The organism is Terrabacter sp. P2_E3, assembly GCF_056403915.1.
The window spans coordinates 78,043-99,841 of record NZ_JBFUEN010000003.1; the positions used below are offsets into that span (position 1 = coordinate 78,043).

At 71.5% G+C, this 21,799-nt stretch carries 21 protein-coding genes; 14 read left to right on the forward strand and 7 right to left on the reverse strand.

Going from position 1 to position 21,799, the window contains the following annotated elements; genetic code table 11:
- Window positions 1–77: 77 nt before the first annotated feature.
- Complete coding sequence (locus tag AC1DW8_RS03610) at window positions 78–647, forward strand: NADPH-dependent FMN reductase (RefSeq protein ID WP_056775113.1); 570 nt, start codon at window positions 78–80, stop codon at window positions 645–647.
- Between the two features lie 136 nt (window positions 648–783).
- On the forward strand, window positions 784–1,578 hold the full coding sequence (locus tag AC1DW8_RS03615; RefSeq protein ID WP_056825803.1) for a trypsin-like serine protease: 795 nt from the start codon (window positions 784–786) through the stop codon (window positions 1,576–1,578).
- 167 nt (window positions 1,579–1,745) lie between these two features.
- On the opposite strand, the gene mgrA is transcribed toward AC1DW8_RS03615, so the two are convergent.
- Window positions 1,746–2,789 carry an L-glyceraldehyde 3-phosphate reductase gene (mgrA, locus tag AC1DW8_RS03620; protein ID WP_478091935.1) on the reverse strand — a complete coding sequence of 348 codons (1,044 nt, stop codon included), beginning with the start codon at window positions 2,787–2,789 and terminating at the stop codon, window positions 1,746–1,748.
- A gap of 206 nt (window positions 2,790–2,995) precedes the next feature.
- Between mgrA and AC1DW8_RS03625 the strand changes: the two genes are divergently transcribed.
- From AC1DW8_RS03625 to AC1DW8_RS03645, 5 genes are all read left to right on the forward strand, one after another.
- The gene (locus AC1DW8_RS03625) at window positions 2,996–3,532 is read left to right on the forward strand and encodes a (2Fe-2S)-binding protein (protein ID WP_478091937.1); all 537 of its coding nucleotides are present in this window, start codon (window positions 2,996–2,998) and stop codon (window positions 3,530–3,532) included.
- Window positions 3,529–6,015, forward strand: a complete 2,487-nt coding sequence (locus tag AC1DW8_RS03630) for a xanthine dehydrogenase family protein molybdopterin-binding subunit (protein ID WP_478091938.1) — start codon at window positions 3,529–3,531, stop codon at window positions 6,013–6,015. The genes AC1DW8_RS03625 and AC1DW8_RS03630 overlap by 4 nt, the downstream gene beginning before the upstream one ends.
- Window positions 6,012–6,869, forward strand: a complete 858-nt coding sequence (locus tag AC1DW8_RS03635) for an FAD binding domain-containing protein (protein ID WP_478091940.1) — start codon at window positions 6,012–6,014, stop codon at window positions 6,867–6,869. Before AC1DW8_RS03630 ends, AC1DW8_RS03635 begins: the two co-directional genes overlap by 4 nt.
- Window positions 6,870–6,876: 7 nt before the next feature.
- A complete protein-coding gene (locus AC1DW8_RS03640) occupies window positions 6,877–7,662 on the forward strand; it encodes an SRPBCC family protein (RefSeq protein WP_478091942.1) in 786 nt (261 codons plus the stop codon).
- Window positions 7,663–7,775: 113 nt separating this feature from the next.
- The gene (locus tag AC1DW8_RS03645; RefSeq protein WP_478091945.1) at window positions 7,776–8,429 is read left to right on the forward strand and encodes an NAD(P)-binding oxidoreductase; all 654 of its coding nucleotides are present in this window, start codon (window positions 7,776–7,778) and stop codon (window positions 8,427–8,429) included.
- Window positions 8,430–8,569: 140 nt separating this feature from the next.
- Here the strand turns inward: AC1DW8_RS03645 and AC1DW8_RS03650 are convergent, their stop codons facing one another.
- Together AC1DW8_RS03650 and AC1DW8_RS03655 are read right to left on the reverse strand one after the other, a co-directional pair.
- Complete coding sequence (locus AC1DW8_RS03650) at window positions 8,570–9,523, reverse strand: ornithine cyclodeaminase family protein (protein WP_056825814.1); 954 nt, start codon at window positions 9,521–9,523, stop codon at window positions 8,570–8,572.
- A gap of 1 nt (window position 9,524) precedes the next feature.
- Window positions 9,525–9,854 carry a hypothetical protein gene (locus AC1DW8_RS03655; protein ID WP_478091947.1) on the reverse strand — a complete coding sequence of 110 codons (330 nt, stop codon included), beginning with the start codon at window positions 9,852–9,854 and terminating at the stop codon, window positions 9,525–9,527.
- Window positions 9,855–10,015: 161 nt separating this feature from the next.
- On the opposite strand from AC1DW8_RS03655, the gene AC1DW8_RS03660 reads away from it, so the two are divergent.
- Window positions 10,016–11,389, forward strand: coding sequence for an L-serine ammonia-lyase (locus AC1DW8_RS03660; RefSeq protein ID WP_056775085.1), 1,374 nt, complete (start codon window positions 10,016–10,018; stop codon window positions 11,387–11,389).
- Between the two features lie 238 nt (window positions 11,390–11,627).
- Entirely contained in the window at window positions 11,628–12,116 is a 489-nt protein-coding gene (locus AC1DW8_RS03665) for a hypothetical protein (protein WP_478091950.1), read from the forward strand.
- Window positions 12,117–12,186: 70 nt separating this feature from the next.
- Here the strand turns inward: AC1DW8_RS03665 and AC1DW8_RS03670 are convergent, their stop codons facing one another.
- Both AC1DW8_RS03670 and AC1DW8_RS03675 read right to left on the reverse strand, forming a co-directional pair.
- On the reverse strand, window positions 12,187–12,612 hold the full coding sequence (locus AC1DW8_RS03670) for a hypothetical protein (RefSeq protein WP_478091952.1): 426 nt from the start codon (window positions 12,610–12,612) through the stop codon (window positions 12,187–12,189).
- An 80-nt stretch (window positions 12,613–12,692) separates the two neighbouring features.
- Complete coding sequence (locus AC1DW8_RS03675) at window positions 12,693–14,012, reverse strand: glycoside hydrolase family 1 protein (protein ID WP_478091954.1); 1,320 nt, start codon at window positions 14,010–14,012, stop codon at window positions 12,693–12,695.
- Window positions 14,013–14,054: 42 nt separating this feature from the next.
- Here AC1DW8_RS03675 and AC1DW8_RS03680 point away from each other — a divergent pair, with 42 nt between their 5' ends.
- The 3 genes from AC1DW8_RS03680 (at window position 14,055) to AC1DW8_RS03690 (ending at window position 17,372) form a co-directional block, all read left to right on the forward strand.
- A complete protein-coding gene (locus AC1DW8_RS03680) occupies window positions 14,055–15,248 on the forward strand; it encodes a molybdopterin molybdotransferase MoeA (RefSeq protein ID WP_478091956.1) in 1,194 nt (397 codons plus the stop codon).
- Between the two features lie 36 nt (window positions 15,249–15,284).
- Entirely contained in the window at window positions 15,285–16,922 is a 1,638-nt protein-coding gene (locus AC1DW8_RS03685) for an ABC-F family ATP-binding cassette domain-containing protein (RefSeq protein ID WP_478091958.1), read from the forward strand.
- Between the two features lie 99 nt (window positions 16,923–17,021).
- A complete protein-coding gene (locus tag AC1DW8_RS03690; protein WP_478091960.1) occupies window positions 17,022–17,372 on the forward strand; it encodes a VOC family protein in 351 nt (116 codons plus the stop codon).
- 109 nt (window positions 17,373–17,481) lie between these two features.
- On the opposite strand, the gene AC1DW8_RS03695 is transcribed toward AC1DW8_RS03690, so the two are convergent.
- Entirely contained in the window at window positions 17,482–17,820 is a 339-nt protein-coding gene (locus AC1DW8_RS03695) for a YciI family protein (protein ID WP_478091962.1), read from the reverse strand.
- 43 nt (window positions 17,821–17,863) lie between these two features.
- Complete coding sequence (gene fdhD, locus AC1DW8_RS03700; RefSeq protein ID WP_056775390.1) at window positions 17,864–18,712, reverse strand: formate dehydrogenase accessory sulfurtransferase FdhD; 849 nt, start codon at window positions 18,710–18,712, stop codon at window positions 17,864–17,866.
- Between the two features lie 38 nt (window positions 18,713–18,750).
- On the opposite strand from fdhD, the gene mobA reads away from it, so the two are divergent.
- Both mobA and AC1DW8_RS03710 read left to right on the forward strand, forming a co-directional pair.
- A complete protein-coding gene (gene mobA / locus AC1DW8_RS03705; protein WP_478091964.1) occupies window positions 18,751–19,386 on the forward strand; it encodes a molybdenum cofactor guanylyltransferase in 636 nt (211 codons plus the stop codon).
- Between the two features lie 246 nt (window positions 19,387–19,632).
- Window positions 19,633–21,690, forward strand: a complete 2,058-nt coding sequence (locus AC1DW8_RS03710) for a M4 family metallopeptidase (RefSeq protein WP_478091966.1) — start codon at window positions 19,633–19,635, stop codon at window positions 21,688–21,690.
- Window positions 21,691–21,799 lie beyond the last annotated feature (109 nt).

Here is a 21,799-nt window from a genome sequence, read left to right on the forward strand (position 1 = left end):
GGCTGGCCGAGGCCCGCCCCCAGGGCCACGATGGAGGGATGGGCGCGGCCCCCGCTCCCCGACCAGGAGGACCCATCGTGAGCACGTACAAGGTCGGCTACTTCGTCGGCAGCCTGTCATCGGCGTCGATCAACCGGACGCTGAGCAAGGCCCTGATCCGCCTCGCACCGAAGGACCTCGAGTTCGCCGAGATCCCCATCGGCAACCTCCCGCTCTACAGCCCCGACTTCGACGCCGACTACCCGGCCGAGCCGCGCGCGCTCAAGGAGGCCCTCGCCGCGTCGTCGGCCGTCCTGTTCGTCACGCCGGAGTACAACCGGTCCATCCCCGGCGCCCTGAAGAACGCCATCGACTGGGCGTCGCGCCCGTGGGGCCAGAACTCCTTCAACCACGTGCCCGCCGCCGTCATCGGCGCCTCGCCCGGACAGATCGGCACCGCGCTCGCCCAGCAGAGCCTGCGCGGCGTCCTCAGCTTCTGCAACGCCCGCCAGATGACCTCGCCCGAGGCCTACGTCCGACTCGCGCCCGGGACGATCACCGACGACGGCGACGTCACCGACGAGTCGATGAAGACCTTCCTCACCGACTTCATGCAGGAGTTCCGCGACCACATCGAACGCGTCCTCACGGTGCTGCCCCGCCACTGAGTGCCACACCGGGCCCGATGCCTCGGATCGGTTGGACGAAGAGGCACCTGCGGGCCGTGTGCCGGGTTACCGTGGCGGGACCTCGGGGGAACGAGCCACGCGCTTCGGCGCGCCCGCCCTCGAAAGGTCAACTCACATGAAGAAGATCTGGTTCGCGCTCGTCGCGACCCTCGCCCTGCTGCTCGGGGCGTCCGCGCCCGCGGGTGCCGTCACCAACGGCACGCTCGACGGCAACGGCCACCCCTACGTCGGGCTCATGGTCGCCCAGGACGCCGCCGGCAACCCCCTGTGGCGCTGCTCCGGTACGCTCCTCAGCCCCACCGTCTACCTCACCGCCGGTCACTGCACCGAGGCTCCCGCTGCCCACGTCGAGATCTGGTTCGCCGCTGACGTCGAGCACGGCATCCCCGGCAACGGCTACCCGCGCAACGGCGACGTCGGCGGCACGCCGCACACGATCCCCTCGTTCGACACGGACGCGTTCTTCCTCCACGACGTCGGCGTGGTCGTGCTCGACACGCCGATGCCCATGTCGACCTACGGCGCCCTGCCCTCGACCAACCAGCTCGACGCCCTCAAGCCGAGCCGCGCGACGACGTTCACCTCGGTCGGCTACGGCCTCCAGAAGGCCTTCCCCGACGCCGCCGCGTGGAAGGAGTCGGCGCTGCGCATCCGCATGGTCGCGCACCCGCACCTGCTGCAGATCAACACCGGCTTCACCGGCCCCCAGTCGCTGCTGCTGTCCAACAACGCCAACACCGGCGGGACGTGCTTCGGTGACTCCGGAGGCCCGAACTTCCTCGGCACGAGCAACGTCGTCGCGGGCGTCACGTCCTTCGGGATCAACCCGACGTGCGCCGGCACCGGCGGGGTGTTCCGGGTCGACCGGCCCGACGTCCTCGCGTTCGTCAACGGCTTCCTCGCGGACTGACGACCGCACGCGGGCCCGCAGCCAACAGGCACCACCTGGGTATGCCGTGTCGCCGAGCTGCACGGCGGGGTCAGGACAACCGGCCCACACCTCGACCCACGTCCGTGACTTCGGGCCGGCGGCTGGGACCGCGCGCAGGCGCAGTCCCAGCCACACGGCATACGCCATCAGTGGGCGCTGGAGGTCTTCCAGAGGTTGATGCCGCCCTCGACCGCGTGCTGGTCGATCGTGTCGAGCTCGTCCTGCGAGAAGTCGAGGTTGTCGAGCGAGCCGAGGCTGTCCTCGAGCTGGGCGACCGAGGAGGCGCCGATGAGCACCGACGTGATGCGCTGGTCGCGCAGGATCCACGCGAGCGCCATCTGCGCGAGCGACTGGCCGCGCGACTGCGCCATGTCGTTGAGGGCACGGATGTGCGTGAGGTTCTGCTCGGTCAGCAGGTCGGTCGAGAGCGACTTGCCCTGCGACGCGCGCGAGCCCTCCGGCACCCCGTTGAGGTACTTGCTCGTGAGCATGCCCTGCGCGAGCGGGCTGAAGGCGATGCAGCCGACGCCCTCGTCGCCGAGCACGTCGAGCAGGTCCTCCTCGACCCAGCGGTTGAGCATCGAGTAGCTCGGCTGGTGGATGAGCAGCGGCGTGCCCATCGACCGCAGGATCTCGACGGCCTCGCGAGTGCGCGGACCCGAGTAGGAGGAGATGCCGGCATACAGCGCCTTGCCCTGGCGGACGGCCGTGTCGAGCGCGCCCATCGTCTCCTCGAGCGGCGTCGTCTCGTCGAAGCGGTGGGAGTAGAAGATGTCGACGTAGTCGACGCCCATCCGGGTGAGGGACTGGTCGAGCGAGGACAGGACGTACTTGCGGCTGCCGCCGCCCTGACCGTACGGGCCCGGCCACATGTCGTAGCCGGCCTTCGTCGACAGGATCAGCTCGTCGCGGTAGCGCTTGAAGTCCTGCGCGTAGATCGTGCCGAAGTTGCGCTCGGCGCTGCCGTAGGGCGGTCCGTAGTTGTTGGCGAGGTCGAAGTGCGTGACGCCGAGGTCGAAGGCGCGGCGCAGCGTCGCGCGCTGGCGGTCCAGCGGGACGTCGTCGCCGAAGTTGTGCCACATCCCGAGCGAGACGGCCGGCAGGTCGAGCCCCGAACGGCCCGTGGGGCGGTAGGTCATCGAGTCGTAGCGGCTGCGCGAGGCCTGGTAGTCGTCGGCGTGAAGAGTCATGCGACCCAGTCTCGTCCCCCTGGCGTATGCCGCCAAAAGCCGGGTCACGCTGTGGCCGCGGCATCGCCCGGCTGGGGATCCGCTGCGGATGCTCTGCGGATGTGGAGGGTTCTCCCCGTTGCCCTTGTGCAGTAGTTGAACGCGAGTCAGACTGCGCGTGGGGAAGTCAACGATGTCAACTGCAGTGTGGCAGGAGGACCGACAGCATGACCCGAATCAACATGACCGTCGACGGGGTGAGCTACTCCGATGAGGTCGAGCCCAGGACTCTTCTGGTCCAGTACCTTCGCGAGAGCCTGGGGAAGACCGGAACCGTCATCGGATGCGACACGAGCAACTGCGGTGCCTGCACCGTGCACCTCGACGGAACCAGCGTGAAGTCGTGCAACGTCCTCGCCGTCCAGGCCGACGGCCACGAGGTGACGACGATCGAGGGGCTCGCCCAGAACGGCGAGCTGCACCCGGTCCAGCAGGCCTTCCACGAGTGCCACGCCCTCCAGTGCGGCTACTGCACCCCCGGCATGATCATGCAGGCGTGTGACGTCCTCAAGAACAACCCCGACCCCAGCGAGCAGGAGATCCGCGAGGGTCTCGAGGGCAACCTCTGTCGCTGCACCGGCTACCACAACATCGTCAAGGCCGTGCAGCAGGCGGCCGGCACCATGAGCTCAGCCAGCTCAGCCAGCTCAGCCAGCTCAGCCAGCGCGGCAAGCCCGGCGAGCTCGCAGGCGGTGTCGTCATGACGATCACCGAGGACCGCGCGGCCGACGCGCCGACACCCGAGATCGGCAAGTCGCGCACCCGCAAGGAGGACCAGCGCCTCATCACCGGACGCACCCGGTGGACCGACAACATCCAGCTCCCCGGCATGCTGCACCTCGCCATGGTGCGCAGCCCCTTCGCCCACGCCACGATCAGCGCGATCGACACCTCCGAGGCCAAGGGATCGTCCGGCGTCGTCGCCGTCTTCACCGGCGAGGACCTCAAGGACATCCAGGGCGTCAACATCACCGCCTGGCCCGTCTCCGCCGAGCAGAAGAGCCCCGACCACCTGCCCGTCGCCGTCTCGCACGTCGCGCACGCCGGTGAGATCGTCGCCGTCGTCGCCGCCCGCACGGCGGCCGAGGCCCGCGACGCCGCCGAGCTCGTCGACGTCGACTACGACGAGCTGCCCGCGGTCCTCGACCTCAAGGAGGCCGCGAAGGACGAGGTGCTCGCCCACCCCAGCCTCGGCACCAACACGAGCGCCACGTGGCAGCTCGACTCGGCCGGACAGGGCTCCGGCGGCGACATCGAGGAGGCCATCGCCACGGCCCGCGAGGGCGGCATCCTCATCGAGCGCGAGTACCGCCAGCAGCGGCTCATCCCCGCCTTCATGGAGCCGCGCTCGACCGTCGTCGACCCGACCGGCGAGCAGGTGACGATGTGGTCGTCCACGCAGGTGCCGCACGTGCTGCGTTTCTGCATCGCCGCCACGACGGGCCTGCCCGAGTCGAAGATCCGCGTCATCGCCCCCGACGTCGGCGGCGGTTTCGGCGGCAAGCTGCAGACGACCCCGGAGGAGTTCGCGACGCTCGCCGTCGCGCGCAAGCTCGGCAAGGCCGTCAAGTACACCGAGACCCGCTCCGAGACGATGGTCTCGGGCCACCACGGCCGTGACCAGTGGCAGAAGCTGACGCTCGCCGCCGAGAAGGACGGCCGGGTCACCGGCCTCAAGGTCGAGCTCATGGCCGACCTCGGGGCGTATGCCGCGCTCGTCGGTGGCGGCGTGCCGGTCCTCGGCGCGTGGATGTTCAACTCGATCTACAAGTTCGCGTCGTACCAGTTCAACCTGACGAACTACTACACGAACAAGACGTGGGTCGACGCCTACCGCGGCGCCGGCCGGCCCGAGGCGACGTATGCCATCGAGCGGCTCATGGACGAGCTCGCGGCCGAGGTCGGGGTCGACCCGCTCGAGATCCGCGAGAAGAACTGGATCACCCACGACGAGTTCCCGTTCACCACGGTGGCGGGCATGACGTACGACTCGGGCAACTACGAGGCGGCCACGGCCAAGGCCAAGGAGCTCTTCGGCTACGACGAGCTGCGCGCGGAGCAGAAGCAGCGCCGCGAGAGCAACGACCCGGTCCAGCTCGGCATCGGCATCTCGACGTTCACCGAGATGTGCGGCCTCGCGCCGTCCCGCATCCTCGGCGCGCTCAACTACGGCGCCGGCGGCTGGGAGAGCGCCAGCATCCGGATGCTCGCCACCGGCACGGTCGAGGTCATCACCGGCGTCTCGCCGCACGGCCAGGGCCACGAGACGGCGTGGAGCCAGATCGTCGCCGACAAGCTCGGCGTGCCCTTCGAGAACGTCGAGGTGCTCCACGGCGACACGCAGATCGCACCCAAGGGCATGGACACCTACGGCTCGCGCTCGCTCGTCGTCGGAGCCGAGGCCGTCGTCCGGGCCGCCGACAAGGTCATCGAGAAGGCCAAGGTCGTCGCGGCCCACCTCCTCGAGGCGAGCGTCGACGACATCGAGTTCTCGGCCGGGACGTTCGGCGTCAAGGGCACCGACAAGGGCATCTCGATGCCCGAGGTGGCGCTCGCGACGTGGACCGGCCACAACCTGCCCGACGGGATGGAGCCGTCGATCGACGCCGACGCCACCTTCGACCCCGACAACTTCTCCTTCCCGCACGGCACCCACCTGTGCGCGATGGAGGTCGACACCGAGACCGGGGCCTCGACGATGCGCAAGTACGTCTGCGTCGACGACATCGGCAACATCATCAACCCGCTCATCGTCGAGGGGCAGGTCCACGGTGGCCTCGTCCAGGGCATCGCCCAGGCCCTCTGGGAGGGGGCGGAGTACGACGACCAGGGCACCCTCGTCACCGGCTCGTTCGTCGACTACACCCTGCCGACGTCGGCCGACACGATCAGCTTCGTCACCGACCACACCTACTCGCCGTCGACGTACAACTCGCTCGGCACCAAGGGTGTCGGCGAGGCGGGCTGCATCGCCTCGACCCCGGCCGTCGTCAACGCCATCGTCGACGCCGTGCGCTCGTTCGGTGTCAACGACATCCTCATGCCGTGCACGCCCGAGCGGGTGTGGAAGGCGATCCAGAAGGGCCGTTCGGTGCCCGGCGAGGGCGAGCGCGACGCGCAGCCGCACTTCGACGAGGGCGTGCCCAACCAGGATCCCGGCGCCGCGGCCGAAGGGAGCCAGGCATGATCCCCGCACAGTTCGACTACCTCGCACCGACGTCGGTGGCGGACGCCGTCGCAGCGCTCGCCGAGCACGGTGACGACGCCAAGGTGCTGGCCGGCGGTCAGTCCCTGCTGCCGATCCTGCGCATGCGGCTCAACGCACCCGGGGTCGTCATCGACCTCGGCCGCATCCCCGAGCTCCAGGGCGTCTCTGAGGACGGTGACCACCTCGTCATCGGAGCCATGACGACGTATGCCGCCGTGCTCGCCTCCGAGGCCGTCACGACCCACGCGGCCCTGCTGTCCAAGGCGATCGCGACCGTCGCCGACCCGCAGATCCGCCACCGCGGCACCATCGGCGGCGCGCTCGTGCACGCCGACCCGGCCGGTGACGTCGGTGCGCCGGCGCTCGCGCTGGGCGCCGAGCTCGTCATCGCGGGCGCGGACGGCTCGACCCGCACGGTCGCGGCGGAGGACTTCTTCGAGGACCTCTTCGCGACGGCGGTCGGCGAGGGCGAGCTGCTGACGCAGATCCGCATCCCGAAGCACACGGGCTGGGGCGCGCACTACGAGAAGTTCGTCCGCGTCAGCCACCAGTGGTCGATCGTCGGCGTCGCGGCCACGGTGCGCGGCGAGGGCGGCTCGATCGCCGAGGCCCGCGTCGGCCTGACCAACATGGGCTCGACCCCGCTGCGGGCGCGCTCCGTCGAGGAGGCCCTCGTCGGGCAGCCGGCGACCGACGAGGCCGTTCGCGCGGCCGTCGCCTCCGTCACCGACGGCACCAACCCGCCGTCGGACCTCAACGGCGACGCCGACTACCGCAAGCACCTCGCCACGGTGCTGACGCGGCGTGCGGTCCTCGCCGCGGCAGGAGCGTGATGCCCGGATGGACCTGACGCACTCCTTCACCGTGCCGACCTCGGTCGACGACGCCTGGGCCCTCTTCATGGACCTCGAGCGCGTCGGCAGCTGTTTCCCCGGGGCGACCGTGACGGAGGTGACCGACGACGGCTTCTCCGGCACGGTCAAGGTCAAGCTCGGGCCGATCGCGCTCGTCTACTCCGGGTCGGGCTCGTTCGTCGAGCGCGACGACGCGGCGCACCACGCCGTCATCGAGGCCAAGGGCAAGGACAAGCGGGGCAACGGCACGGCCGGCGCCACCGTGACGATCACCCTGAGCCCCGACGGCGACGGCACCCGCGCCGACGTCGTCACCGACCTCGCGGTCACGGGCAAGCCGGCGCAGTTCGGCCGCGGCGTCATGCAGGACGTGTCCGACAAGCTGCTCAACGCTTTCGTCGCGTGCATCGAGAAGCAGCTGACCGGTCCCGAGGCGGCACCGGAGGCGGCGCCTGCTGCTGCCGGCGCACCGTCCTCCGGCGGCTTCGTCGAGACGGCGTCGGACGCACTCGCGGCCGACACGGGGGCCCGGGTCGGTGCCGGGGTTGGTGCCGGCCTCGGCTCCACGACGGCCGCGCCGGTCACGACGGCGCCCGCAGCGGCGCACCGTCCGCCGGCCCCGCGCCGGGTCCCGGCCTCCGTCGAGGAGGACGCGCCCCTCGACCTCGGTTCGGCAGTGATGCCCGTGCTGGTCCAGCGGTATGCCGGTTACGCAGCGGCTGCCGCCATCGGGGTCGTCATCGGTTGGCTCATCGGCCACCGGGGCGACTGACCCCAGCACGTGCAGCAGGCCCGGTCGCGCTCCCGACCGGGCCTGCGGCATACCTAAGGGGTCCGGTGGCGTTGGACCTGACGAGACCCCCGTCCCCGACCCCCAGGAGAGTCATGTCCCGCGTCATCCTCATCGGCGGCCACGGCAAGGTCGCGCTGCTCGCCGCCCCGCTGCTCGTCTCCGACGGCCACGACGTCACCTCCGTCGTGCGCAACCCCGACCACGTGGCCGACGTCGAGGCGACCGGCGCCTCGGCAGCCCTGCTCGACGTCGAGCACGCCACGACCGAGCAGATCGCCGACCTCGTGCGCGGCAGCGACGTCGTCGTGTGGTCGGCGGGCGCCGGCGGTGGCAGCCCCGAGCGGACGTATGCCGTCGACCGCGACGCCGCGATCCGCTCGATGGACGCCGCGGCGCAGGCCGGCGTCGGGCGCTACGTCATGGTGTCCTACTTCGGTGCCGGCCCCGACCACGGCGTCCCCGAGGACAACGGCTTCTACGCGTACGCCGAGGCCAAGGCCGCGGCCGACGAGCACCTCCAGGGCACCGACCTCGCGTGGACGATCCTGCGCCCGAGCGGCCTGACGACCGACGCCGCCACGGGCCACATCGAGACCGGTGCGGGCGTCGAGGCCGGCAAGGTCTCGCGCGATAACGTGGCCCACGTCATCCGCGCGGTCGTCGAGCACCCCGACACGACGGCCCGCCGCATCCTGCCCTTCAACGACGGCTTCCAGCCCATCGACGACGTCGTCGCAACCGCCTGACCCACCCCCATCCCACTCGAGTGAGCGCCCCGTCCCACTCGAGTGAGCGCCCCATCCCACGTGTCTGTGTCGCATGTGACTGCCTACTCACTCGACTGTGACTGGGGGCTCACTCGACTGTGACTGCCGGCTCACTGGTGTCAGGCGCGGGCGAGGTGCTCGGCGATGACGAGGTCCTGCCACGCCATGCCGACGCTCTTGAAGACGTTGGGCCGGTCGGTCGTCCGCTCGACCCGGCCGTGCACGAGGTCGGCGAGCGTGTGCACGTCGGCCCAGTCGAGGGCGCCCTGCGCGGCGGCGAGGATGACGTCGCCCGCCTCGCGGTGCGCCGTGCCGATGTCCTCGACGACGACGAGCGAGCGCCCGAGCAGCGCCGACCCGAGCTCGCGCCGGTGCGGCTCGTGCGACCCGATGGCCACGACGCACGCGCCGTCCGCGACCCAGTCGTCGCCGAGCACCGGGGTCGCCGCCGACGTCGCCGTCACGACGACCTGCGCCTCGCGCACGGCTGCCTCGACCTGCGGGTCGTCGACGGTGAGCCCACGCGTCGTGAGCGGGTGCGTCGAGGCCAGCCCCGAGATCCGTTGCGCGGTCGCACGGGCCGCGTCCTCCCGGCGACCGACGACGGTCACCGAGGTCGTGTGCCGGATGGCGAGCAGCGCCTCCGCGTGACCGAGTGCCTGAGGCCCGCTGCCGAAGATGACGGCCGACTCGACCTCCTCCGGGGCGAGCGCGTCGATCGCGACGGCGGACACCGCCGGGGTGCGCAGCGACGTGACGGCCGTGCCGTCGACGAGCACCGACGGGGCCAGGGTGTCGGCGTCCATGAGGACGTAGACCGCCTGGATGCGGTCGAGCCCGCGCGCCGGGTTGCCCGGTGCGACGGTGAGCACCTTGACCCCGGCCACGCGGCCGTTCGTCGACGGCATGACGAGCAGCTGCCCGCGGCCGTCACCGACGTCGGCGACGAGCCTTGCCGGGTCCGACGCCGGGTCGAGGCCGTCAGCGAGCTCGCGACGGATGAGCCTGCGGGCGCGGTCGGGGGAGAGGCTCCGGCGCACGGCGGCGGCGTCGACCCAGCGCGGCTGCTGCACCTCAGTCCTCGCCCGCGCTCGAGCGGGCGCGCTCGACCCGCACCGGGTCGCCACCGGCATCCGTGAGGGTCGCGAGGTGGGTGCGCAGCTGCTTGGCGAGCGACCACTGGGTGACCTCGTGGGTGATCGAGCGCACCCAACCCGGGTCGACGGCATACGCCAGCGTCAGCACGACGAGCGTGCCGTCTCCCTCGGCGTCGAAGCGCCAGGTGAGGGGCTCGGGGGTCACGTGCGGGGGCAGTCGGAGGGCCGGCTCACCCACGGTCGCGGCCAGCGCCCGGGCGACGGACGGCGGGAGCGGGACGTGGACATCGGCACTGACCTGGGGCACTCCTCGACTGTAGGTGTCAGCGCTGGGAGCCGCCCGTCCGCCCTGCGCCGGGGGAGCGGATCCACGCATGTGCGTGGGGGTGCCCCCGGGACGTAGGCTCGAGCGGATCGCCCACCACCCCCGGGCGGCAGCCGTCAACGACGACACGAAGTCAGGACTCCATGGCGCTCAGCGTTTTCGATCTCTTCTCGGTCGGCATCGGGCCGTCGAGCTCGCACACCGTCGGTCCGATGCGGGCCGCCGCCCTCTTCGCGGAGCGGCTGCGCGACGAAGGAGTCATCGACCGGGTCGCCCGCGTGCGCTCGCAGCTCTTCGGCTCGCTCGGGGCCACCGGGCACGGGCACGGCAGCGACAAGGCCGTCCTCCTCGGCCTGACGGGCGAGCGGCCCGAGCTGTGCGACCCGCGGGCCGTCGAGGGCCGCCTCGCCGAGATCCGCGCGACCAAGCGCCTCCGCCTGCTCGGCGAGCACGAGATCGACTTCATCGAGCTCGAGGACCTCACGCTGCACCGCCGCAAGACCCTCCCGCTGCACCCCAACGGCATGACGTTCACGGCGCTCGACGCGGACGGCGCGACCGTCGCCGAGCACACGTACTACTCGGTCGGCGGCGGCTTCGTCGTCGGCGAGGACGCCGACGGGTCGACGAAGATCGTCGAGGACTCGACGCCGGTCGCGCACCCCTTCCGCACCGGTGACGAGCTGCTCGCCCACTGCAAGGAGACGGGCAAGTCGATCGCCCGCATCATGCTCGAGAACGAGCTGTCGTGGCGCACGGAGCAGGAGGTCCGCGACGGCCTCCTCGAGATCTGGCGCGTCATGAAGGAGTGCGTGCGCAACGGCATCGCCACCGAGGGCGTGCTGCCCGGCGGTCTGCGCGTGCGTCGCCGCGCTCCGGAGCTGGCCCGCCGCCTCTCGCTCGAGGCCAACAGCGACGACCCGCTGCGCGGCATGGACTGGATCACCCTCTACGCGCTCGCCGTCAACGAGGAGAACGCCTCGGGTGGCCGCGTCGTCACCGCCCCGACCAACGGGGCGGCCGGCATCATCCCCGCGGTGCTCCACTACTACGCGAACTTCGTCAACGGCGCCGACCGCGACGGCATCGTCCGCTTCCTGCTCACCGCCGGCGCGATCGGCGTCATCTACAAGGAGACCGCCTCGATCTCCGGTGCCGAGGTCGGCTGCCAGGGCGAGGTCGGCTCGGCCTGCTCGATGGCGGCCGCCGCGATGGCCGCCGTCATGGGCGGCACGCCCGAGCAGGTCGAGAACGCCGCCGAGATCGGTATGGAGCACAACCTCGGCCTGACCTGCGACCCCGTCGGCGGCCTCGTGCAGATCCCGTGCATCGAGCGCAACGCCATCGCCTCGGTCAAGGCCATCACCGCGGCCCGCACCGCGTTGCGCGGCGACGGCTCGCACGTCGTCTCGCTCGACAAGGTCGTCAAGACGATGCGTGAGACCGGTCGCGACATGAAGGTGAAGTACAAGGAGACCGCGCGCGGCGGTCTCGCCGTCAACGTCATCGAGTGCTGACACCCGGGACGGGCGCTCACGACCGCCGTACGCGGCCCGGCCACGCAGCACCGGGAATGTCCCGGTATGCGTGCAGGACGGTCTCAGGCTGGGACGTGATCCTCCGAGTTTCCTGACAGTTGCGGCCTTTTCGTCTCTGGAGACGTGCTTCGGAGCACCGTGGAGAGTGGCGCCGAAACGGCGTCGCCCGGCGACCTCGGGGGCCCTGCGCCGGCTTCAACAGGGAAAAGGGGAAGTCATGCGTTCACTGCGCAGCCGTGCCGTCGTGGCCGGCATCACCGCACTGGGCACGATCGGACTGGCATCAGGAGCCGCCTTCGCGGCACCGGCGAGCGGGGGGACCGAGCACTCGTCGTTCCCTGCGGCGGGTGCCGTCTTCGAGTGCAGCGCCCCGACGGGCGACATCACCGCGACGAGCGGCACCGTCGACATGGTCGACCACTGGAACGTCGACGCTCGTGGGGTCTTCCACGAGACCGGGACCGTCCACACGAGCGGCGTCACGCTGCAGGGGTCGAACGGTGACCTCTACACGGTCTCGGGCGCCTCGTGGTTCGGCGGAAAGGTGTCTGCCGGGGGCGCGCCGCTCGTCTTCACCGACACCGAGCACTGGGTCCTGCACGACGTCACCTCCGGCGGGAACGTCAAGGTGCAGATCGTCAGCCACTGGTCACCCGGTTCGAGCTTCACGTGGGACAAGGGCGCCTGCTCCGCTCCGGAGGGGTGAGCGGAAAGGCCTGCCCGGGCGCCGCCCCGTCCCACCGAGGGGCGTGGCGGCGTTCCCGTGTCCGGGCTGCTCAGGGCTGCGTCGCGTCGCGCAGCGGCAGCTCGACCTGGCACTCGTAGTAGCGCATCTGGAGCCGGGAGTGCTCGACGTCGATGGTGCCCTCGCCCACGGCGATGACGTCGTCGAGCCACCGGTGCGACGGTGCCTCGGCCTGGAAGGTGAGGACGTGGACGCCGCGACCGTCCGTCAGCGACGACAGGCCGGTCAGGGTGAAGAGCACGACCCCGTCGTCGACGTGGATGACGCCCCTGGCCTCCGGTGAGGCCCAGCCCTCCCGGATGCGCGGGAAGTTCGACCACGACGCCGTGCCCGAAAGCCGGCCCGTCAGGGTGCCGGTGCCCTGGCCGTAGACGCGTCCGTCACGCCCGGCCGAGGGCTCGACCTCGTGGATGAGGTCATAGACCCAGCTTGCGTCACAGAGAGGGATGAGACGCATGGCAGCCTCCTCGGGAAGGTCCGACCCCTTCGACGGTACTCCCGTCGTCGCGCCCGCGCCGACGTCTGCGCGAGATCACCTCAACGGTGATGGGCCTCGGTGCTGCTCACCGGATAGGTCTGTCCCGCAACGTATCTCGCGTGCATGTCGGCCGTCGCTCCGCCCTCACGGGCGACCTCGGCGAAGAAGCGCCCCGAGTCGCGCACCGTGCGCGCCTGCGTGTCGTAGTCGAGGGCCACGAGGCCGAACCGCGGGCCCTCGCCCTCGTTCCACTCCCAGTTGTCGACGAAGCACCAGTGGTAGTAGCGGTCGACCGGAACCCCTTGGGCCCGAAGGTCGCTCAGGACCGACAGGTGCTCCCAGAGGTAGCGCGACCGGAAGGCGTCGGCGGCGTCACACGTGCCGTTCTCGGTGACCCAGACGGGAAGGCGGTAGGTCTCCCACGCCCACCGGGCCGTCTCGCCGAGCCCGGCGGCATACACCTCCCAGCCGAGGTCGTTGACCGGGACGCCCGGCGGCGTGCCGTCGTCGAAGCGCGTCACCGTGGTGCGGGAGTAGTAGTTGAGCCCGAAGAAGTCGGCGTAGCGCCCGGGCGTGATCCCGTCCGGTCGGCGCAGCGGCGGCGCGAACTCCCCGGTCGTCATCGCCCGCACGATCGCGTCCTGGAAGAGGTGGCGCATGACGGGTGTCAGCGCGCGGTGCCAGGGGTTGCGGGGGTTGCCCGGCCGGAAGGGCCGCAGGTGGTGGGCGACCCCGACCATCGTGTCGGAGCCGGGCCGCAGCGCGTGGATGAGGGCGTACGCCCGGATGTGCGCGGCCGCGAGCACGCCGTAGACCCGCATCCCCTCGCGCAGGCTCCGGTGGCCCGGCGGGAAGTCGCCGAAGACGTGCGCGCCGGTGACGTAGACGTTCGGCTCGTTGATCGTCACCCACTCCGCGACGAGGTCGCCCAGCCGCGTCACGACCTCGGCGACGAAGCGCTCCCACACCCACAGGGCGCCGGGCGCGAGCCATCCCCCGTCGCGCTCGAACCACAGCGGGTGGCTGAAGTGGTGCAGCGTCACGAGGGGGCGGATCCCCTTGTCGCGCAAGAGCTCCAGCTCCTCTCGGTAGCGGGCGAACGCCGCGTCGTCCCACACGCCCGGGAGCGGCTCGAGGCGCGCCCACTCGATGCTCATCCGGTAGACCTGCACCCCGAGCGAGGCCATCAGCCGGGTGTCCTCGCGCCAGCGCCGCCAGTAGTCGGTGGCGCGCCGTGGCGTCGAGCCGTCGGCGATGGTGCCCGGGCGGTCGGCCCAGTCGGTCCAGCTGCTCTCGACGTCCCCGCCCTCGATCTGCGTGGCCGCGGTCGCGACGCCGAGCAGCAGCCCGTCGAGCCTGAAGCCGTCAGCGGTCGCCATGCGGCTCAACGTACCGGCGCCCGATGCGTCAGACTGGCGCGCGTGGGTCACGTCTCCGTCGCAGATCACCGGTCCGCCGTCGAGCGGCTGCTCGGCGACGGGTCCCTCGAGCAGGTGACGCTCGACCGCCACGCCGCCGGACGCCGCCTCGCCGCCGACCTCGTCGCGGCCGACGACCTGCCGCGCTTCGACGCCTCGGCCATGGACGGGTATGCCGTGTGCCCGGGTTCGCCGGACCAGCGCGCCTATCCCGTCGTCGGGGACGTGCCCGCCGGGTCGGCACCCGACTTCGTGCTGGCCCCCGGTGAGGCGGCCCGGGTCATGACGGGCGCGCGGGTGCCGCAGGGCACGGTCGCCGTCGTCCCCGTCGAGCGCACCGACGCTAGCCCCACCGGCCCCGCGCCCGAGCACGTCACCGTCGACCTCGATCCCGCACCGGGCCGGCACATCCGTCCCCGCGGCGAGGACGTGGCGGCTGGGTCGGTCATCGCGACCGCCGGAACGGCCGTGACGGCGGCGCTCATCGCGCTGGGCCGTTCGGCCGGGTGCACGAAGGTCGAGGTCCACGTGCCGACGAGGGTGGCGGTCATCGCGACCGGCGCCGAGCTCGCGCCGCCCGAGGCCGACCCCGGCGCCGGCGGCATCCACGAGTCGAACTCCGACATGGTCGCCGCGCTCGCCGAGGCCGCGGGCTGCGACGTGCGCCGTGTCGAGGTGTGCTCCGACGAGCCCGACGACCTGCGGGCCAGGCTCGACGCGCTCGACGCCGACCCCGCCGTCGACCTCGTCGTCACGACCGGGGGCGTCAGCGCCGGCGCCTACGAGGTCGTGCGACAGGTCTGCGAGCCGCTCCCGACGTTCGACTTCGTCCACCTCGCGATGCAGCCCGGTGGCCCGCAGGGGCTCGGCCGCTACGGGTCCACGCCGGTCGTCTGCCTGCCGGGGACGCCGGTCGGCGCGTTTGTCGCCTTCCACGTGCTCGTCCGTCCGGCGCTCGACCGACGCCACGGGGTGCCGCCCACGCGACCCGGCCGGGCGGCATACGTCGGCAGGACCCGACGCACCCGCACGGGGCGCGTCCAGTTCGTCACGAGCGTGCTCCACGACGACGGCACCGTCAGCGCGCCCGACGCCCGGCACCTGACGGCGCTCGCCGCTGCGACCTGCCTCATCGAGGTGCCCGAGGGTGTCGACCAGCTCATCGAGGGCGACCTCGTCGCCGTCCACCCGGTGTGAACGGGGCACCGGCCGAGCGCCCCTAGGCTGGTGGGCGTGAGCGCGACCCTTGTGGCCAAGGACCTCGCCGGGGGCCACGCCCACCGGACCCTCTTCGAGCACCTCGACCTCACGGTCGCGCCCGGCGACGTCGTCGGGGTCGTCGGCGCCAACGGGGCAGGCAAGTCGACCCTGCTGCGCCTGCTCGCCGGCGAGGACGAGCCACTCGGCGGCACCGTGACGACCGCGCCCTCCGACGCGTTCGTCGGCTGGCTGCCGCAGGAGCACGAGCGGGTCCCCGGCGAGACCGTCGCCGACCACATCGGTCGCCGCACGAGCGCCACCGCCGCGACCCTCGCCATGGAGGAGGCGGCTGCCGCCCTCGGCGGTGACGACCCCACCGCCGACGAGAGGTATGCCGTCGCGCTCGACCACTGGCTCGTCAGCGGTGCGCCGGACCTCGACGACCGGATCCCGCCGATGCTCGCCGAGCTGGGCCTCGACGTCGGACCTGACGCGCTCATGACGTCCCTCTCCGGAGGCCAGGCGGCCCGGGCGGGGCTCGCCGCGCTGCTGCTGAGCCGCTTCGACCTCGTGCTCCTCGACGAACCGACCAACGACCTCGACCTCGCCGGGCTCGACCGGCTCGAGGCCTTCGTCGACGGCCAGCGCGGGGGAGTCGTCCTCGTCTCGCACGACCGCGAGTTCCTCGCCCGCTGCGTCACCCGCATCGTCGAGCTCGACCTCGCGCAGAACTCCGTCGCCGTCCACGACGGCGGCTACGAGTCCTACCTCGAGGAGCGCGAGGTCGCCCGTCGGCACGCGCGCGAGGCGTACGAGGCGTATGCCGGCACGAAGTCCGACCTCGAGGCGCGGGCCCGCACGCAGCGCGAGTGGTCGTCCAAGGGCGTGCGCAACGCGATGAAGAAGAGCCCGGACAACGACAAGATCCGGCGCTCGGCGCAGCAGGACTCGGCCGAGAAGCAGGCCCGCAAGGTGCGCCAGATGGAGTCGCGGATCGCCCGGCTCGACGAGGTCGCCGAGCCGCGCAAGGAGTGGGTGCTCCAGTTCAGCATCGCCGCGGCGCCCCGGTCGAGCTCCGTGGTCGCGACGCTCAACGAGGCCGTCGTGCGCCGGGGTGACTGGACCTTCGGACCGGCGTCGCTGCAGGTCGAGGCGCGACGGCGCATCGGCATCACCGGGCCCAACGGCGCCGGCAAGACGACCCTGCTCTCGCTCCTGCTCGGGCGGGTCGACCCCGACGAGGGGAGCGCCTCGCTCGGGGCCAGCGTCGCCGTCGGCGAGATCGACCAGTCGCGCACGGGTCTGCGCGACGACCTCCCGCTCGGGGACGCGTTCGGCGAGGCCGTGCCCGATCTCAATCCGGCTGACCGCCGCACTCTGCTCGCGAAGTTCGGGCTCAAGGCCGACCAGGTCGGCAGCGCCGTCGGTCGGCTCTCACCCGGCGAGCGCACCCGGGCCGCGATGGCGCTCCTCCAGGCGCGGGGCGTCAACCTCCTCGTCCTCGACGAGCCGACGAACCACCTCGACCTGCCCGCCATCGAGCAGCTCGAGGAGGCGCTCGACTCCTACGACGGGGCGCTCCTGCTCGTCTCGCACGACCGCCGACTGCTCGAGAACGTCCGTCTCGACGAGCGCTGGCACGTCGAGGCCGGCAAGGTCACGGCGACCTGACCGGCCGGTCGAGCGGGGCGCGTGTCGATTTCCGGGCCGCTCGTTCGTCATCGAGGTGAGCGGTCACCGGCCGGTGACCGTGAGCCCACGGAGGTCATCATGAGTCACCCCATCGTCCACGCCGAGATCCGCTCCAGCGACCCCGACGCCACCCGCTCCTTCTTCGGCGACCTGTTCGGCTGGACCTATCCCACCGAGGGCGCCTTCCCCGGCTACACCTTCGTCGAGACGGGCGTCCCGGGCGCGCTCTACACGGCGATCAGCCCGCTGCAGGGCGATGCCGACCTCGTCACGTTCTTCGTCGGCGTCGACGACATGACCGCCTCCATCGCCGACGCGACCCGCCTCGGCGGCCGGGTCGTGCAGGATCCGGTCACGGTCCCGGGCGTCGCGTTCGCCCTCATCGCCGACCCGCAGGGTCACGTCGTCGGCCTGGCCCAACAGCTCTGACCCCCCTCCCCCACCCCCGCAACACACCGAGCAGGTCACAACACACCCGGGTCCGATCCCGGTGTGTCGCGACCTGCACGGTGTGTTGCCGGGGGAGTGGTGCGGGGTGTCAGCCCGGTGAGTTGGTCGGGTCGGCGACCCACGGGCCGAGCGGCGGGTCCCACCGGCGCACGACGCGGCGCAGGATGTGGCCGCCGAGCCAGTAGGGGTCCTCGTCGAACGCCTCGGTGACCGCCTCGAGCGACTCGCCCGAGCACACGATGAGCGCCGCGTTGACGGCCTCCTGATCGGTCGGCTCGCCCTCGCTCACCTCGTCGATGCCGTCCTGGTACATCCCGGCGACGAGCAGCCCCGAGAGCCCGCTCAGCCACTCGCGGTGCTCGGGGCGGATCGTCAGCATCTCGGTCGCGTCGTCGGGGTAGGTGTAGTGGATCGCGAAGATCGCCACGGGTGGGCCTCCAGTCGCTCGGGTGGTCAGGGTGCTCGGGTGGTCAGGTGGTCGTGATCCGGTGCGCGCCCGCATACACGTTGAGGCGGGTGCCGCGCACGAAGCCGAGCAGGCTCATCCCGGCGTCCTCGGCGCACTCCACCGCCAGTGACGACGGCGCCGAGACCGCTGCGAGGCAAGGGATCCCGGCCATGATCGCCTTCTGGGTCAGCTCGAACGACGCGCGCCCCGACACGACGAGCACGCACCCGACGCCGGGCACGCGTCCGCTCTGCAGGGCCCATCCGACGACCTTGTCGACGGCGTTGTGCCGGCCCACGTCCTCGCGCACGACGAGCAGCTCGCCGTCGGCGGTGAAGAGGCCGGCGGCGTGCAGCCCGCCCGTCTTGTCGAACGACCGCTGCTCGACGCGCAGGGCGTCGGGCAGCTCGGCGATGATCTTGGCCGCGAACTCCGTCGTGTCGGCGCGCACGTCGAAGGCCGACTGCGCCCGCAGCTGCTCGATGCTGGCCTTGCCGCAGACGCCGCACGACGAGTTCGTGAAGAAGGCGCGCGTGGCCGAGGCGGCCGGCGCTGCCACGCCCGGCGCCAGCGTCACGTCGATGACGTTGTACGTGTTCTCGTCGAAGCCGCTCTCACCCGAGACGACCGCGCCCTCGCAGTAGCGCGCCAGGGCGATGTCGTCGGCGGACCTGATCAGCCCCTCCGACATGAGGAAGCCGTGGATGAGCTCGATGTCGTGCCCCGGCGTGCGCATCGTCACCGTGAGCGGCGAGCCGTTGACCCGCAGCTCGAGCGGCTCCTCGACCGTGAGGGTGTCGGGGCGCGTCGTCGACGACGGGGTCGCGAGGTCGATCGTCGTGACCTTGCGCCGTACCGTGACCCGTCCCATGACCTCAGCCTGCCAGACTCCGTGCCAGACTCCGATGGGTGCCGCCCCGCCCACCTGAAGCGCCCCCGGTCGTCGTCGTCCTGACGGGCGGGGCCTCCCGGCGGATGGGCTCGCACAAACCCGTCCTCGACGTCGGCGGCCGCCCCCTCGTCGCGCGCGTGCTCGACGCGGCCGGCGACCGCCCGGCGCTCGTCGTCGGCCCGGGCCAGGGCGTCCCCGACGGCGTACGCGTCGTGTGGGAGCACGTCCCCGGCGGCGGTCCCGTGTCCGGCGTGTCCACCGCCGTCGAGGCCCTCGTCGCCGATGCCGCCGCGAGTGCCACCCCGCTGCCGTATGCCGTCGTGCTGCTGGCCGCGGACCTGCCCTTCGTCACCTCCGCCCACGTCGACCGGCTCCTCGAGGCGCTCGGGTCGGCCGACCTCGCCGTGACGGTCGACCGTGACGGACGCACCAACTGGCTCTGCTCGGCCTGGCGCGTCGCCGCCCTGCACGGGCGTCTCGACGAGCTCGGGGACCCCTACGGCAGGAGCATGCGCGACCTCGCCGACGGCATACGCACGCAGTCGGTGGACGACCCCTCCGGGGTCGCGCTGGACGTCGACACACCGGCCGACCTGACGCGTGCGCGCGACCGTGCGCGCGGCCGCGCGGAGCACCGTCCGAGCGTCGACTGAAGGCCGGCCGAGGCCCTCGACGGGCGACTCTGGGAGATCGCCCAAGTCGGACCCTGCGGCGAATCCCCCTGCGGCCAAGTGCTACTCCGGACTTCGGAGGCATTTGGCAAAGACTTGGTAAGCCCCGTTGACCCGTGTTCCGGGCGGCTGCCAACGTCACGCTCGTTCCGGCCCGATCTCATGTCGTGAGATGAGCGGAACTCCCTCCAGGCGGCCCTCGAGCCGCATCTCGACAAGGAGCAACCAGTGAATCGACTGAAGTCTGGGCTGGCGACCGGAGGGCTGCTCGCCCTCGCCCTCGCCATCTCGCCGGCGATCCCGGCGGGCGCAGCGGCCGGTGCAGGACGCGACAAGGCGCCCGCCCCCGAGTCGCAGAGCCTCAAGGCGACCGAGCAGTCCCGAGCAGCATCGTCCGCGAGCGCCCTCGGCCTCGCGTCGGGCGAGAAGCTCACCGTCAAGTCCGTCATCCAGGACGCCAACGGCGCGACGCACGTCCGTTACGAGCGGACCCTCGACGGCCTCCGCGTCATCGGCGGCGACTTCGTCAGCCACAAGGACTCCTCGGGTGCCGTCAAGAGCGTCACGTGGAACTACCGCAAGAACGTCACCCCCGCGACGATGACCCCGAGCGTCTCCAAGAGCGAGGCGCACCAGGCTGGTCTCGCCGCGTCGAAGGCCAACAAGGAGACCGCCACCCCCGGTGAGCTCGTCGTCTTCCAGTCGGCCACCGGCCCCAAGCTCGCCTACGAGGTCATCACCGAGGGCATCAAGGCCGACCAGACCCCGACCCGCCTGCACACGATCGTCGACGCCACGACGGGCAAGACCCTGACGAGCTGGGACGACGTCAAGCAGGGCACCGGCAACGGCATCTTCGTCGGCTCCGTCACGCTGGCCACGACCGCCGGCACGACGTACACGATGAAGGACACGCACGGGAACTACACGACCGACCTCAACCAGGCCACGAGCGGCAACGGCACGACGTTCACCGACGCCGACGACGTCTGGGGCAACGGCGCCCAGAGCAACCGCCAGTCGGCGGCCGTCGACGCGCACTACGGCGCCGGCAAGACGTACGACTACTACAACACCCAGCTCGGCCGCGCCGGTATCTGGAACAACGGCACCGGCGCCCGCAGCCGCGTCCATTACGGCCAGAACTACGTCAACGCCTTCTGGGACGGCACGCAGATGACCTACGGCGACGGCGCGGGCAACGCGGCCCCGCTCGTCGAGCTCGACGTCGCCGGCCACGAGATGAGCCACGGCGTCACCGAGAACACCGCGGGCCTCGCCTACACCGGCGACGCGGGCGGCCTCAACGAGGCGACGTCGGACATCTTCGGCACGGGTGTCGAGTGGTACACCAACAACCCGAGCGACACCCCCGACTACCTCATCGGCGAAGAGATCAACATCAACGGCAACGGCACGCCGCTGCGCTACATGGACAAGCCGAGCAAGGACGGCGGCTCGAAGGACTGCTGGAGCAGCTCCCTCGGCGGCCTCGACCCGCACTACTCGTCCGGCCCGCTGAACCACTGGTACTACCTGGCCTCCGAGGGTTCGGGTGCCAAGACGATCAACGGTGTCAGCTACAACAGCCCCACCTGCAACGCCTCGACGGTGACCGGCATCGGCCACCTCAAGGTCGAGAAGATCTGGTACCGCACGCTGTCGACGTACCTCACCTCGAGCAGCAACTACGCGGCGGCCCGCACCGGCGTCATCAAGGCGGCCAAGGACCTCTACGGCGTCGGCTCGGCCGAGTGCACCGCGGTCGACAAGGCCATGGGCGCCATCTCGGCTCCGGCCAGCACCGAGACCTGCGGCACCGGTGGTGGCGGCGGCGGCGGCGCTGCCCTGACGAACGGCGGCTTCGAGTCCGGCCAGACCGGATGGACCGGCACGACGGGCCCGATCACGAACAACACGGGCCGTCCGGCCCACGGTGGCTCGTACAAGCTGTGGCTCGGCGGCAACGGCACGGCCGGCTCGGAGAACGAGTCGCAGACCTTCGCCATCCCGGCCACGGCCACCGCTCCGGCGCTGACCTACTGGATCCGCATCGACACGGCCGAGACCACGACGACGAGCGCCTACGACACGGCCACCGTCCAGATCAACGGCGTGACGAAGCAGAGCTACTCCAACCTGTCCACGCCGAAGGCGTCCTACGTCCAGAAGACGATCGACCTCACGGCCTACAAGGGCACGAACGTCACGCTGAAGTTCGCTGACACCGAGGACTCCTCGCTCCAGACGAGCTTCGTCGTCGACGACGTCGCGACGAACTTCTGACGGACCGAGCACTCCGGGCCGCGTGAGCTGCCCAGATGGACACGCACCACAGAGGTCGGTATGCCGCCGGGTCAGCCCCGCGGCATACCGACCTCCTGCGTGCGGCGGG